A 13781-nucleotide genomic window follows, 5' to 3' on the forward strand; every position below is an offset into this window, starting at 1 on the left:
CCGGCGCCGCCGCTCCACCGGGCCGGTGTCCGCACCGAGTCCGGACCGTGACCGCTTCGGAACCGGCCGCCGCAAACGTCCCGGCGGACTTCGCCGTCGTAGGGACGTCATCGGTCTCAGCCATCGGGGGGTACCGCCCATGCGCACACCGCGTTTTGCACGTCCCGCACGAGAAGCACGTCCCGCACGAGAAGCACGTCCCGCACGACACGCACGTCCCGCTCGTCCCGCTCGGTCCGTCCGGGCCCTGGCCGGGGTCCTGCTCGCCGCGTCCCTGGCGCTGGCCGGGTGCAGCGGCGCAGGTGGTGACTCCGGCGGGGACTCCGCGAAGTCCGACGCCGGCGCACGGTCCGCCCGGCGCGCCGACGCGGCCGCCGCACCCGGCGCCACGGCGGAGAACGGGAAGAGGGCCCCCGGGACACCCGACCTCGCGCCGAGCGCGATCATCCGCACCGCGTCCCTCACCGTCGAGGTCAAGGACGCCGCCAAGGCCCTGGCCGAGGCCCGGACGGCCGCCGAGGGCGCGGGCGGTTACGTCGGCGACGAGAGCACGAGCCGGGACGCCGACGGCCACGAGACCACCCGGGTCGTGCTGCGCGTGCCCTCGGCCCGTTACGACGAGGTCCTCAGCGGCCTGCAGGGCACGGGCCGGCTGATCGACCGTACGGCCAAGGCGGAGGACGTCACCGACCAGGTCGTGGACGTCGGCAGCCGGGTCGCGTCGCAGCGGGCCAGCGTGAACCGCATCCGCGGCCTGATGGACCGGGCGACGAAACTGAGCGACGTCGTCGCGCTGGAGGGGGAGTTGAGCGGCCGCCAGGCGGACCTGGAGGCGCTGCTGGCCCGGCAGGCCTCGCTGAAGGACCGCACCGGCCTGGCGACCATCACCCTTTCGCTGTCCGAGACGCCCGTGCGGAAGACGGCCGGTGACGACACACCGGGCCTCGTGGACGCGCTCTCGGGCGGCTGGCGGGTGTTCGTCACGATGCTCCGCTGGATCGCCCTCGCCCTGGGTGCCGCCCTGCCGTTCGCGGCCTTCGCGGCCCTGCTGGCGCTGCTGTGGCGGCGGGTGGTGCACCCCCGGCTGCCGCGCCGTGCCGAGCCCGAGCCCGGGCCCGAGCCGGCGATGACCACGCCCGGTCCGCTGCCGGCGGCCCGCCCGGTGTCCGACCCCGCCACCGGGGCGGACCGGAACTGAAGTGCCCGCGCGCCGTAGCGTGTTCCCATGAGCATGAGTGCTGGGCGGGACGGGACGGAACGACTGGTCGTGATCGGCGGCGACGCCGCGGGGATGTCCGCGGCGTCGCAGGCACGCCGGCTCAGGGGCCCCGGTGAGCTGGAGATCGTGGCCTTCGAGCGTGGCCACTTCACCTCCTTCTCGGCGTGCGGCATCCCGTACTGGGTGGGCGGCGACGTCCCCGAGCGGGACCGGCTGATCGCCCGTACGCCCGAGGCGCACCGGGAACGCGGGATCGACCTGCGGCTGCGCACCGAGGTCACCGGGATCGACGTGGCCGGGCAGCGGGTGCGCGCGCGTGACGTCGATTCCGGTGCCGAGTACTGGACGGCGTACGACAAGCTCGTCATCGCCACCGGGGCCCGCCCGGTCCGCCCGGACCTGCCGGGCGCGGACGCCCCAGGGGTGCACGGCGTGCAGACCCTGGACGACGGCCAGGCCCTGCTCGACTCGCTGGGCCGCACCGACGGCCGCAGGGCGGTGGTCGTGGGCGCCGGCTACATCGGCGTGGAGATGGCCGAGGCACTGATCAAGCGCGGCTACGAGGTGACGGTGGTCAACCGCGGCAGGGAGCCCATGTCGACGCTCGACGCGGACATGGGCCGCCTGGTGCACCGGGCCATGGAGGGCCTGGGCATCACCATGGTGAACGACGCCGAGGTCACCGAACTGCTCACCGGAGAGGACGGCCGGGTTCGCGCGGTCGCCACGCAGGACGCCGAGTACCCCGCGGACGTCGTGGTCCTCGGCATCGGTGTCCGTCCGGAGACGGCCCTGGCCCGGACGGCCGGCCTGCCCGTCGGTGCCCACGGCGGCCTGCTCACCGACCTGGCGATGCGGGTGCGCGGACAGGAGAACGTCTGGGCGGGCGGCGACTGCGTGGAGGTGCTGAACCTCGTCTCCGGCCAGGAGCAGTACGTCCCGCTCGGCACCCACGCCAACAAGCACGGCCAGGTCATCGGCACCAACGCGGGCGGTGGCTACGCCACCTTCCCCGGCGTCGTGGGCACGGCCGTCAGCAAGGTCTGCGACCTGGAGATCGCCCGCACCGGCCTGCGCGAGAAGGACGCCCTCCGGGCGGGTCTGCGGTTCGAGTCGGTCACCATCGAGTCGACCAGCCGCGCCGGCTACTACCCCGGCGCCTCCGGCATGACGGTCAAGATGCTCGCCGAACGCCGCACGGGCCGGCTGCTCGGCGTCCAGATCGTCGGCAGGGAGGGCGCGGGCAAGCGGGTGGACATCGCCGCCGTGGCGCTGACCGCGGGGATGACGGTGGAGGCGATGACGGCCCTGGACCTCGGCTACGCCCCGCCCTTCTCACCGGTGTGGGACCCGGTCCTGGTGGCGGCGAGAAAGGCCGCGGCGAAGGTACGGCAGGGCGACCGGCCCGAAGGCGGCTAGGCGGTCCCGCTGATCCGCGGCAGCGAGGTGACGCCCGTGCTGGACGCCACGCCGGACGTCACGGCGGCGGGCTGCTCGCCGGCGGGCTTGGCGTGGGAGGCGGAGGGGCGGGTCGAGCGCAGGCGGTAGCTCACCGCCTCGTCCAGCGTCACGGGCCGCTGCATCTGGGCAGCGAGCCGCCCGGCCTCCTGGCCGAGCCGCGCGACGTCCTCCCAGGGAAGCCGTACCACCAAGGACACCTCGGCCTCGCCGTCGGGCAGGGCGTGCATCACCGGTATCTGCGCAGCATTCGTCATCGCCTGATCCTCACGTCGGTTGAGGAGAGATACGCACGGCCGCGGGGCGGCGTTCACCGATTCACGGGTCTCAGCGCGGGCACTACTTCTGTGTGGTCATCCCCGTCCATGACGTGAATCCCGTGCGCCGCACCCCGTGGGTGACGTACGTGCTCATCGGCGTCAACGTCCTCGTCTTCATCACCATGCCCGGGATAGCCGGTTCGGTGACCGGCGACGGCGATCTGTTGCGCCTGTGTCACCTGCAGGCCTTCATGGACCACTACGCGGCGGTGCCGAGGGAGCTGATCCACCATCAGCTGCCCCGGGTGGTCCCCACCGGCGAGGTGGGCGTGGGCCCGCACGGTCCCGGCTGTGTCGTGGGCCGGCCCGGCTACGACAAGTCACCGGCGCTGTCGGTCTTCACGGCGATGTTCCTGCACGGCAGCTGGCTGCACCTGCTGGGGAACATGCTCTTCCTGCTGATCTTCGGCAACAACGTCGAGGACCGGATGGGCCACGTCCGCTATTTCCTCTTCTACGTCGTCTGCGGCTACGCGGCCGGTTACGGCTTCGCGCTGCTCAACGACTCCTCGGGCGAACCGCTGATCGGCGCGTCCGGCGCCATCGCCGGGGTCCTCGGCGCCTATCTGGTGCTGTACCCGAAGGCGCGGGTCTGGGTCCTCGTCCCGTTCCTGGTCTTCCTGCCGCTCAGACTGCCCGCGTGGCTGGTGCTGGGCTTCTGGTTCGCTCTGCAGGCGGTGTACTCCTCCGGGCACGGCGTCTCCGGCGGAACGGTGGCGTACGCGGCCCATGTGGTGGGCTTCGTGGCGGGCATGCTGCTGGCCTGGCCGCTCAAGCCCGGCACGCCTCCCCCGCCGGAGCCGCCCGGCCTGCTGTTCGGCAGGCGGGCGCGGCCCCACTACTCCTGGTGAGTCAGCGCGCGGTGGCGGTGTGGACGTAGTCCACGAGCCGGGTCAGCGCGTCCGGGTCGGTGTTCGGCATGACGCCGTGGCCGAGGTTGAAGACGTGGCCCTCCAGACCGGCGGCCGCCTTCAGCACCTCGCCGGCCTGGGCCTCGACGGTGTCCTTGTCGGTGAACAGGACCGTCGGGTCGAGGTTGCCCTGGATCGCCTTGCCGGGACCGACCCGGCGCGCGGCCTCGTCCAGCGGGACGCGCCAGTCGGCGCCGACGACGTCCGCGCCGGCCTCGCCCATGAGCCCGAGCAGCTCACCGGTGCCGACCCCGAAGTGGATGCGCGGGACGCCGTAGCCGGCCACGGCCTCGAAGACCTTCACGGAGGCGGGCATGACCGACTTGCGGTAGTCGGCCGGCGCCAGGGCGCCCGCCCACGAGTCGAACAGCTGGACCGCGCTCGCGCCGGCCTCGATCTGCACCTTCAGGAAGCCGGCCGTGATGTCGGCGAGGCGGTCGAGCAGGTCGGCCCACAGCTCGGGGTCGCCGTACATCATCGCCTTGGCGTTCTCGTACGTGCGCGAGGGGCCGCCCTCGACGAGGTAGCTCGCGAGGGTGAACGGCGCGCCGGCGAATCCGATCAGCGGGGTGGCGCCCAGCTCACGGGTGAGCATGCCGATCGCCGCGGTGACGTAGGAGACGTCCTCGGGCGTCAGATCGCGCAGCCGGGCCAGGTCGGCCCGGGTGCGGACGGGCTGCTCGACGACCGGGCCGACGCCGGGCTTGATGTCGAGGTCGATGCCGATGGCCTTCAGCGGGACGACGATGTCGCTGAAGTAGATCGCCGCGTCCACGTGGTGCCGGCGCACCGGCTGCAGGGTGATCTCGGTGACCAGCTCGGGGCGCATGCAGGACTCGAGCATCGGGACGCCCTCGCGTACCTTGCGGTACTCGGGCAGGGAGCGGCCGGCCTGGCGCATGAACCACACGGGGGTGTGCGGCACGGCCTCACGCCGGCACGCCTTGAGGAAGGCGCTGTCGTACGTAGCGGTCGGCTGCTGGCCCGAGGGGCTTCCGTTGGCACTCACGACGGCAAGTCTCGCACGGCCGCGGACCGAGAAGTGCGGCTGCCCTTCTGGGGTGTCCCTCCCTGCGTGCGGGCCCCGTTCCCCTTACTCTTCCCCGCATGGCTGCGGCTCAGGGACGACTGTCGGACGGCGCTGACGGAATGGACGACGCGAAGGACACCGCGCAGGGGCGGGCGGGCGGTGGGCTGCCGCCTGTGTTCCGGGCCGCGGTCGACGCGCTGCGGACCGCGCGGGTGCGCTCGCAGGTCGAGGTGGAGCCGACGCCCGCGCCGCAGCGGCTCGCCCCGTACGCGCACGCGCTGGAGGCCGTGGTGGTCGACGGCGAGCAGGAGCTGGCGGACGGGCGTCTCGTGCTGCTGCACGACCCGGCCGGGCACGAGGCCTGGCAGGGGACGTTCCGGCTGGTGACCCTGGTGCGCGCGGAGCTGGAGCCGGAGATGGCGGCCGATCCGCTGCTGCCGGAGGTGTGCTGGTCGTGGCTGACCGGGGCGCTGCAGGCGCGCGGGCTCGGCTACGGCGAGCCCAGTGGCACGATCACGCGCGCCGCCTCGCACTACTTCGGCGGCCTCGCCGAGCGGCCGGCCGCCTCGCAGATCGAGATCAGGGCTTCCTGGACGCCCCGTGAGGGCCGGGGCGGGGTGCCGGACACGGGCGGTCACCTGGCCGCCTGGTGCGATCTGCTCGCGCAGGTCGGGGGGCTGCCGCCGGCCGGCCCCGGCGACACCTCGGTGGTCACCCTGCCGCAGCGCAGGGGCCCGCAGTCGCGGTGAGCTGACTCCCGGTTTTCGACGCCGTAATCCTCACGGACGCACTGTTGACCATCTCTTTGTCGATACGGCCACATTCCGTACTCGATTCGCACTCGAACGAACCGACTCGATCTTCGGATGATCGATCGCGTGTCCGAATTGCACGGATTGTTACTCACTAGATCGTGATCATTCTCTAAAGGCGGACGAGTTTGCTGCCGAAGACGACTGTGACCTTGAAAGCACGGTTCGTCCCGGCTAACTCCCCACAAGCCGGCCCCGTCCCCCCACCCAGGAGGCCTGGTGTCCGTTCTCCTCGAGCAGCCCGCAAGCCTGGTCGCCTACCGCCCGAACAAGCCGACCGCCATGGTGGTCGTGGCCGACCCGCGTGTCCGTTCCACCGTCACCCGCCACCTGTGGGCGCTCGGCGTGCGCGATGTCATCGAAGCCTCGTCCATCGCGGAGGCCCGTCCCCGCATCAGCAACCCGCGCGACATCTGCGTCGCCGACGTCCACCTGCCCGACGGCTCCGGCCTGACCCTGCTCTCCGAGACCCGCGCCGCGGGCTGGCCCAACGGGCTGGCCCTTTCCGCCGCCGACGACATCGGCGCGGTCCGCAACGCCCTGGCCGGAGGGGTCAAGGGCTACGTCGTCACCGGCACCCGCACCAACATCGGTCTGCCCAGCCGGCCCGGCGCCACTCCGCTCGGTGGTGCCGCCCGGATGCACCGCCGTCCCCCGGGTGCCCCGAGCCACCCGGGTGGCTACCGGGAGCTGTCCGGGCGCGAGGTCGAGGTGCTGCGGCTGGTCGCGGAGGGCCAGTCGAACAAGGCCATCGGCGTCTCCATGGGCCTGTCCGCACTGACCGTGAAGAGCCACCTGGCCCGCATCGCCCGCAAGCTGGGCACCGGCGACCGCGCCGGCATGGTGGCGGTGGCCCTGCGCACCGGGATCATCCACTGAGCCTGCGCGTGCCCCCTTCGGGGGAACCGCCGGTTCACCCGCGTGAACCGCAAGATTCACCGCGCTGACTGGTTTACGACCCTCCGGCGCCCGCCGACGGAACGTTCCGGCGACGGGCGCCGCCCGCGCACCGATACCCTTGACAGGTGACCGACGCCCAAGACACCGCAGCAGACAGTTCCCTGCGCACCACCGGAGGCACCCCTCCGGACGACGCCGGATCTTCTGTGACGGAGGCGCCGACCCCGCTGCTCGAACCCCGCGAGGGCATTCCGCCGGTGGTCACCGACGAGGCCGCCCTCGCCGAGGTGATCGCCGCGTTCGCCGCGGGCTCCGGCCCCGTCGCCGTGGACGCCGAGCGTGCCTCCGGCTACCGGTACGGCCAGCGCGCCTATCTGGTGCAGCTGCGCCGCGAGGGCGCCGGCAGCGCACTGATCGACCCCGTCGCCTGCCCCGACCTGTCCGGTCTCGGCGAGGCGCTGTCCGGCGTCGAGTGGGTCCTGCACGCGGCCACCCAGGACCTGCCCTGCCTGCGCGAGATAGGCATGGTCCCGGCCCGGCTCTTCGACACCGAGCTGGCCGGCCGGCTCGCCGGGTTCCCCCGCGTCGGCCTCGGCGCCATGGTCGAGAGCGTCCTCGGCTACGTCCTGGAGAAGGGCCACTCGGCCGTCGACTGGTCCACCCGGCCGCTGCCCGAGCCGTGGCTGCGCTACGCCGCCCTGGACGTGGAACTCCTCGTCGACCTGCGCGACGCCCTGGAGAAGGAGCTGGACCGGCAGGGCAAGCTGGAGTGGGCCCTGCAGGAGTTCGACGCGATCGCGTCCGCGCCGCCCGCCGAGCCGCGCAAGGACCCCTGGCGCCGTACCTCCGGGATGCACAAGGTGCGCCGGCGCAGGCAGCTGGCGGTGGTACGGGAGCTGTGGCAGACCCGGGACCGGATCGCCCAGCGGCGCGACGTGTCGCCGGGCAAGGTGCTGTCCGACGCGGCCATCGTGGAGGCCGCGCTCGCGCTGCCGGGCACCGTGCACGCGCTCTCCGCGCTGAACGGCTTCGGGCACCGTACGGGGCGGCGGCAGCTGGAGCAGTGGCAGGCCGCGGTGGACCGCGCGAAGGCGCTGACCGAGAGCGCGCTGCCGCAGCCCGGCCAGCCGGTGACCGGACCGCCGCCGCCGCGGGCCTGGGCCGACAAGGATCCCGTCGCCGCGGCTCGGCTGTCCGCGGCCCGGGCGGGGGTGACGGCTCTCGCCGAGCGGCTCAACATGCCCCAGGAGAACCTGATCTCCCCGGACACCGTGCGGCGCCTGTGCTGGGAACCGCCCGCCGTGCCCGACGCCGCGTCCGTGGAGGCCGCGCTCGCCGGACACGGCGCGCGCCCGTGGCAGGTGGAACAGGTGACCCCGGTCCTGCTGAGCGCGCTCTCGGCGCAGGGGGCGTAGCCCGCGGCGGGTCGCCGGTGCGGGGTGCCGGGCCCGACCGGGCGGGTTGCGGGTGTGCGGCGCCCGACCCGGCACGGCCACGTCGCCGGTGCTGGACCTCGACCCGGCCGGGCACGTCGCGGCGCGCGGTGCGTCCGGCCCGAGCCCCTGACGGGGCGCCGCCCGCCGATCCGGCGGCCGTGACGGCAGCCCGCTCGCCGGTGTGACGTTCGCCGCTCCTCCGGGTGGGACTGGGCAGCTACATTACTCGCAAGTAGCATGGTCGTAAGCAAGCGCTCAGCGTCCCGCATCCTGGAGGAGAGCCATCGTGCCTCGTACCGTCAGGGACGTCGTCTTCGTCGACGGCGTCCGCACCCCCTTCGGCAAAGCGGGCCCGAAGGGTATCTACCACGAGACCCGCGCCGACGACCTCGTCGTGAAGGCGATCCGGGAGCTGCTGCGCCGCAACCCCGGGCTGGACCCGAAGAAGATCGACGAGGTCGCCATCGCCGCGACCACGCAGATCGGTGACCAGGGCCTCACCCTGGGCCGCACGGCCGGCATCCTCGCGGGCCTGCCGCAGTCGGTGCCCGGCTACTCGATCGACCGCATGTGCGCCGGCGCCCTGACCGCCGTGACGACCACCGCCGGCTCGATCGCCTTCGGCGCCTACGACGCCGTCATCGCCGGTGGCGTGGAGCACATGGGCCGCCACCCGATGGGCGAGGGCGTGGACCCGAACCCGCGCTTCGTCAGCGAGAAGCTGGTCGACGAGTCCGCCCTGTTCATGGGCATGACCGCGGAGAACCTGCACGACCGCTACCCGCAGATCACCAAGCTGCGCGCCGACGAGTACGCGGTGCGCTCGCAGGAGAAGGCCGCCAAGGCGTACGCCAACGGCAAGATTCAGCAGGACCTGGTGCCGATCTCGGTGCGCCGCACCAACGCCGAGGCCGGCGAGACCGGCTGGGGCCTGGTCACCGCCGACGAGCCGATGCGCCCGGGCACCACGCTGGAGAACCTCTCCGGTCTGAAGACGCCGTTCCGCGTGCACGGCCGGGTCACCGCGGGCAACGCGGCCGGACTGAACGACGGCGCCACCGCGTCGATCATCGCGAGCGAGGACTTCGCCCGCGAGAACGGCCTGCCGGTCAAGATGCGCCTGGTCTCCTACGCCTTCGCGGGCGTCGAGCCCGAGGTCATGGGCTACGGCCCGATCCCGGCGACGGAGAAGGCCCTCGCACAGGCGGGTCTGTCCATCTCCGACATCGGCCTGTTCGAGATCAACGAGGCCTTCGCCATCCAGGTGCTCGCCTTCCTCGACCACTACGGCATCGCGGACGACGACGAGCGCGTCAACCAGTACGGCGGCGCGATCGCCTACGGCCACCCGCTCGCCTCCTCCGGCGTCCGTCTGATGACGCAGCTGGCCCGCCAGTTCGAGGAGCAGCCGCAGGTCCGTTACGGCCTGACCACCATGTGCGTCGGCTTCGGCATGGGCGCGACGGTCATCTGGGAGAACCCGCACTTCGACGGAGGCGACAAGTGAGCACCACCGCTGAACTCCTGAAGGGCGCGGCCGAGCTGTTCCCGGACGAGGTCGTCACGCAGGCGCACGTACGCCACCTCGACCTGCCCTCCGGTGCCGGGCGCTTCGCGCTCATCACCCTGGACAACGGTCTGGACCACACCAAGCCGACCACTTTCGGGCCGCAGTCGCTCGCGAACCTCGACACCGCGATCGACCAGGTCGAGAAGGAAGCGGCCGAGGGCACGATCGTCGGCGCCGGTGTCACCGGCAAGCCGTTCATCTTCGCCGTCGGCGCCGACCTCAAGGGCGTCGAGCTGCTGAAGAAGCACGAGGACGCGCTCGCCATCGGCAAGGGCGGCCACGAGGTCTTCAAGCGTCTCGCGGGCCTCGCGGTCCCGACGTTCGCCTACTACAACGGTGCCGCGATGGGCGGCGGCGTCGAGGTCGGCCTGCACTGCTCCTACCGGACCGTCTCCAAGGCGATCCCGGCGTTCTCGCTGCCCGAGGTCTTCCTCGGTCTCGTCCCCGGCTGGGGCGGCTGCACGCTGCTGCCGAACCTGATCGGCGCCGAGAAGGCCGTCTCGGTCGTCATCGAGAACTCGCTGAACCAGAACAAGCAGCTCAAGGGCCGGCAGGTCTTCGAACTCGGCATCGCCGACGCGATCTTCGAGGGTGCCGACTTCCTGGAGCAGTCGCTGATCTGGACCGCCCAGGTGCTCAAGGGCGAGATCGCCGTCGAGCGTCCGGCGATCGACCGCGGCGAGGGCTGGGACCAGGCCGTCGCCAAGGGCCGGTCCATCGCCGACTCCAAGGTGCACGGGGCCGCTCCGGCCGCCTACCGCGCCCTGGACATCATCGCGGCCGCCAAGAACGGCGACCTCCAGCAGGGCTACGACGCCGAGGACCAGGCCCTCGCCGACCTGATCATGGGCGGCGAACTGCGCTCCGGCATCTACGCCTTCAACCTCGTCCAGAAGCGCGGCAAGCGTCCCGCCGGCGCCCCGGACAAGAACCTGGCCCGCCCGGTCACCAAGGTCGGTGTCGTCGGCGCCGGCCTGATGGCCTCGCAGCTCGCCCTGCTGTTCCTGCGCCGCCTCGAGGTGCCGGTCGTGCTGACCGACATCGACCAGGCGCGCGTCGACAAGGGTGTGGGCTACGTCCACGCCGAGATCGACAAGCTGCTCGGCAAGGGCCGGATCAACCAGGACAAGGCCAACCGCCTCAAGGCGCTGGTGTCCGGTGTCCTGGACAAGGCCGAGGGCTTCGCGGACGCGGACTTCGTCATCGAGGCCGTGTTCGAGGAGATCGGCGTCAAGCAGCAGGTGTTCGCGGAGGTCGAGGCGGTCGCCCCGGCGCACGCGATCTTCGCCACCAACACCTCGTCGCTGTCGGTGTCGGAGATGGCGTCGAAGCTCAAGCACCCCGAGCGGGTCGTCGGCTTCCACTTCTTCAACCCGGTCGCCGTCCTCCCGCTGCTGGAGATCGTCCGCGGCGAGAAGACGGACGACGCCTCGCTCGCGACCGCGTTCGCCGTCGCCAAGAAGCTGAAGAAGACCGCGGTCCTCACCAAGGACGCCCCGGCGTTCGTCGTGAACCGCATCCTGACCCGCTTCATGGGCGAGATCCAGAACGTCATCGACGAGGGCACCCCGGTCGAGGTCGCCGAGAAGGCGATCGAGCCGCTCGGTCTGCCGATGTCCCCGCTGGTGCTGCTGGAGCTGGTCGGCCCGGCGATCGGCCTGCACGTCTCGGAGACCCTCAACCGGGCCTTCCCGGACCGCTTCACGGTCTCCCCGAACCTCAAGGCGGTCGTCGAGGCGGGCAAGCGCGGCTTCTACGTCTACGACAGCGGCAAGCCGGAGCTGGACCCGGAGGTCGCCGCGCTGCTGAAGCAGGGCGATGCCGTCCTGACCGAGGAGCAGGTGCGGGCGCGGGTGCTGGACGCGGTGGCGCAGGAGATCGGGCTCATGCTCGACGAGGGCGTCGTCGCCGAGGCGCAGGACATCGACCTGTGCCTGATCACGGGCGCCGGCTGGCCCTTCCACCTGGGCGGCATCACGCCGTACCTGGACCGCGAGGGTGTCTCCGAGCGCGTGAACGGCAAGAAGTTCCTGGCTCCGGGCGTGGCGAGCGTTCCGGCCTGACCCGTTCCGTACGGTTCCGCGGAGCCCGGCGCACCTCGTGGTGTGCCGGGCTTCGGCGTCTCGTCCTAGGGGGCGGGCGGACGGGCGTCCTCGACGTGGACGACGTGCGGTTCCCTGCCGTCCCGGTCGCGCTTGGACCGTCCGTGGATGCCGACGGCCAGGTGCGAGGGGTCCTCGCACTCGTCGAGGGCGACGAAGGTGACGACGTCCGGGTGGTGGCCCGTCACCAGCCAGCCCTCACCGTTCTTCAGTTCGAGCACGCGGAAGTCGCCCGCCGGGCCGCCCACGCTCGCGGGGCCGAACTCGCGCAGGATCTCGGTGCCCCGGTCGGCGAGTGGTCCCACGGGCTCCTCCAGCACCACACAGGTGCCGTGCTCGAAGAGCACCCACGATTTCCCGGAGCCGCTGAGGAGACGCCGCCATGCGCCTATGAGTGTCTCGGTGTCCACGGCAGCCATCATCGCGCACTCAGACCCGGCGCCACGCCTCCAGTGCCAGCCCCGGCTCGACCTTGCGCCGGGTCAGCAGGAGTTGGCCGGTCGACGCGGACGACGTGGCCGCCACCACCCGGCCGGTCTCGTCCGTCGCGAGGGACACCAGCGCGTCCACCGGCAGTCGCGGGCCGGACTCGGTCCACCAGGCGCCCGCCGCCTCCAGCTCCGTCGGGTACGCGGCGAAGCCGACCCGGCCGCTCGCGGAACGCTGGGCGAGCAAGGTGCAGTCGTGCCCGTCGAGCTCGCAGCGGACCGCGGCGACCGGGCCGGAGCCGGCCGCGGGCAGCAGGGGGGCCGGCTTGCCGCCGGGACGCCAGGCGCACAGGTCGCCGGTGGTGTCGGTGTAGAAGACCGTCGTGCTGCCGGCGGACGTGGCGAGGGCGTACAGGGTGCCCGGCCGGACCGGGGCCCGCAGGGTCTCCTGGAGCACGGGCCGGGCGCCGGGCTCCTCCTGACGCCAGTGCACCAGGCCCGTGGGGACGGCCGCGTACAGCTCGACCCGGCCGGACTCCCCCGTCACCGCCGCGAGACCGTCCTGGACCCCCTCGCCCTTCAGGTCCCGCCAGGGCTCCCAGCCGCCCTTCTCCTTCTGCGCGAGCAGGCTCACGCCGCCGCCGCCGTTGCGCACGAAGACATGGGCGCGGCCCTGGGCGTCGACCGCGACGGCGGGCGTGCCGGTGCGGTCGCCCCTCTTGTCCGGGTGGCCGACCGGATTCCAGTCCAGGGCCGCGAGACGCGGCCGGAAGTGCGTGCTGTGCACCAGTCCGGACTCGCCCTCGGCCGTGGGGCGCCAGGAGACCAGGTGGGCGTAGCCGTCGGCGCCCTGGCCTACGGCGAGGACGGGATGGAGCCTTTGGTCGCCGCCCACCCGGTGCGGGTCGGTCCAGGGGCCGTCCGGGCCGCTCTCTGCACGGCACAGGACGGCATCGGCCGACAGCCGGTAGGCGCTGAGCCGGCCGTCGCGGCCGCGGAGGAGCCAGTCGCCGTTCACCGGTTCACTTTAGTCCGGTGCGCACCGGCCGGGCGGACCGCCCCCGGCCGGCCGCGTGGGACCCTTGACGGCATGGACGACGCCCTCGATGCCGTGCCCCCGGACGATCCGCCGCTGGTGATCGTGGACGGCGCGAACGTCGTCGGATCGCGGCCCGACGGCTGGTGGCGGGACCGCAAGGGGGCCGCGCGGCGGCTGCGGGACCGGCTGGCCGGGACGGGGCTGCCCGGCCGTGCGGGCCCGGTGGAGATCGTGCTCGTGGTGGAGGGCGCGGCCCGGGGCGTGGCGTCCGTGCCGGGGGTACGGGTGGAATCGGCGCCGGGCAGCGGAGACGACCGGATCGTGGAACTGGCCGCCGAGCACGCCGGCCGGAACCGGCTGGTGGTCACCGCCGACCGCGAACTGCGTCGCAGGGTGACGGAGCTGGGCGCGGAGGTGGCCGGCCCGCGCACAGTCCTGGGCTGAGCCGCTCCGGCCCCACCCCCGCTCCCGGTACCCGGGCGTACGGCACCGTCCGGGCCGAGCCGCTCCGGCCACGCCCCCGATCCCGGTACCCGGGCGTGCGGCACAGGCCGGG

General features: G+C 72.8%; 13 protein-coding genes. 9 read left to right on the forward strand and 4 right to left on the reverse strand.

The features are described from left to right. The first annotated feature begins 139 nt into the window (after window positions 1-139). Window positions 140-1198: a DUF4349 domain-containing protein gene (locus ACGFT2_RS21930; protein ID WP_393280793.1), complete on the forward strand. Its 1059-nt coding sequence runs from the start codon at window positions 140-142 to the stop codon at window positions 1196-1198. Between the two features lie 27 nt (window positions 1199-1225). Beyond that, window positions 1226-2638, forward strand: a complete 1413-nt coding sequence (locus ACGFT2_RS21935) for an FAD-dependent oxidoreductase (protein ID WP_393280796.1) — start codon at window positions 1226-1228, stop codon at window positions 2636-2638. Here the strand turns inward: ACGFT2_RS21935 and ACGFT2_RS21940 are convergent. After that, window positions 2635-2934, reverse strand: a complete 300-nt coding sequence (locus ACGFT2_RS21940) for a hypothetical protein (protein ID WP_393280799.1) — start codon at window positions 2932-2934, stop codon at window positions 2635-2637. The two genes, ACGFT2_RS21935 and ACGFT2_RS21940, sit on opposite strands and share 4 nt — an antisense overlap. Window positions 2935-3026: 92 nt before the next feature. Here ACGFT2_RS21940 and ACGFT2_RS21945 point away from each other — a divergent pair, with 92 nt between their 5' ends. Then, window positions 3027-3848: a rhomboid family intramembrane serine protease gene (locus tag ACGFT2_RS21945; protein ID WP_393280802.1), complete on the forward strand. Its 822-nt coding sequence runs from the start codon at window positions 3027-3029 to the stop codon at window positions 3846-3848. Between the two features lies 1 nt (window position 3849). Here the strand turns inward: ACGFT2_RS21945 and hemE are convergent, their stop codons facing one another. Then, entirely contained in the window at window positions 3850-4917 is a 1068-nt protein-coding gene (gene hemE / locus ACGFT2_RS21950) for a uroporphyrinogen decarboxylase (protein ID WP_393280805.1), read from the reverse strand. Window positions 4918-5015: 98 nt separating this feature from the next. On the opposite strand from hemE, the gene ACGFT2_RS21955 reads away from it, so the two are divergent. The 5 genes from ACGFT2_RS21955 to ACGFT2_RS21975 all read left to right on the forward strand — a co-directional run bounded on the left by ACGFT2_RS21955 (window position 5016) and on the right by ACGFT2_RS21975 (window position 11719). Then, complete coding sequence (locus tag ACGFT2_RS21955; RefSeq protein ID WP_393280807.1) at window positions 5016-5687, forward strand: DUF3000 domain-containing protein; 672 nt, start codon at window positions 5016-5018, stop codon at window positions 5685-5687. 282 nt (window positions 5688-5969) lie between these two features. Then, a complete protein-coding gene (locus tag ACGFT2_RS21960; protein WP_258778726.1) occupies window positions 5970-6629 on the forward strand; it encodes a response regulator transcription factor in 660 nt (219 codons plus the stop codon). Between the two features lie 146 nt (window positions 6630-6775). Then, window positions 6776-8065 (forward strand): ribonuclease D, encoded by a 1290-nt coding sequence (locus ACGFT2_RS21965; protein ID WP_393280809.1) that lies wholly within the window; start codon window positions 6776-6778, stop codon window positions 8063-8065. Between the two features lie 307 nt (window positions 8066-8372). Continuing rightward, complete coding sequence (locus ACGFT2_RS21970) at window positions 8373-9593, forward strand: thiolase family protein (RefSeq protein WP_393280812.1); 1221 nt, start codon at window positions 8373-8375, stop codon at window positions 9591-9593. After that, on the forward strand, window positions 9590-11719 hold the full coding sequence (locus ACGFT2_RS21975; protein WP_393280814.1) for a 3-hydroxyacyl-CoA dehydrogenase NAD-binding domain-containing protein: 2130 nt from the start codon (window positions 9590-9592) through the stop codon (window positions 11717-11719). The genes ACGFT2_RS21970 and ACGFT2_RS21975 overlap by 4 nt, the downstream gene beginning before the upstream one ends. Before the next feature lie 65 nt (window positions 11720-11784). On the opposite strand, the gene ACGFT2_RS21980 is transcribed toward ACGFT2_RS21975, so the two are convergent. Both ACGFT2_RS21980 and ACGFT2_RS21985 read right to left on the reverse strand, forming a co-directional pair. Continuing rightward, a complete protein-coding gene (locus ACGFT2_RS21980) occupies window positions 11785-12177 on the reverse strand; it encodes a hypothetical protein (protein WP_393280987.1) in 393 nt (130 codons plus the stop codon). A gap of 10 nt (window positions 12178-12187) precedes the next feature. Further along, window positions 12188-13204: a hypothetical protein gene (locus ACGFT2_RS21985; protein WP_393280817.1), complete on the reverse strand. Its 1017-nt coding sequence runs from the start codon at window positions 13202-13204 to the stop codon at window positions 12188-12190. Window positions 13205-13276: 72 nt separating this feature from the next. On the opposite strand from ACGFT2_RS21985, the gene ACGFT2_RS21990 reads away from it, so the two are divergent. Beyond that, window positions 13277-13669, forward strand: coding sequence for an NTP pyrophosphohydrolase (locus tag ACGFT2_RS21990; RefSeq protein ID WP_393280820.1), 393 nt, complete (start codon window positions 13277-13279; stop codon window positions 13667-13669). The last annotated feature ends 112 nt before the right edge of the window (window positions 13670-13781 follow it).

The organism is Streptomyces sp. NPDC048514 (assembly GCF_043199955.1).
Taxonomy (GTDB): domain Bacteria; phylum Actinomycetota; class Actinomycetes; order Streptomycetales; family Streptomycetaceae; genus Streptomyces.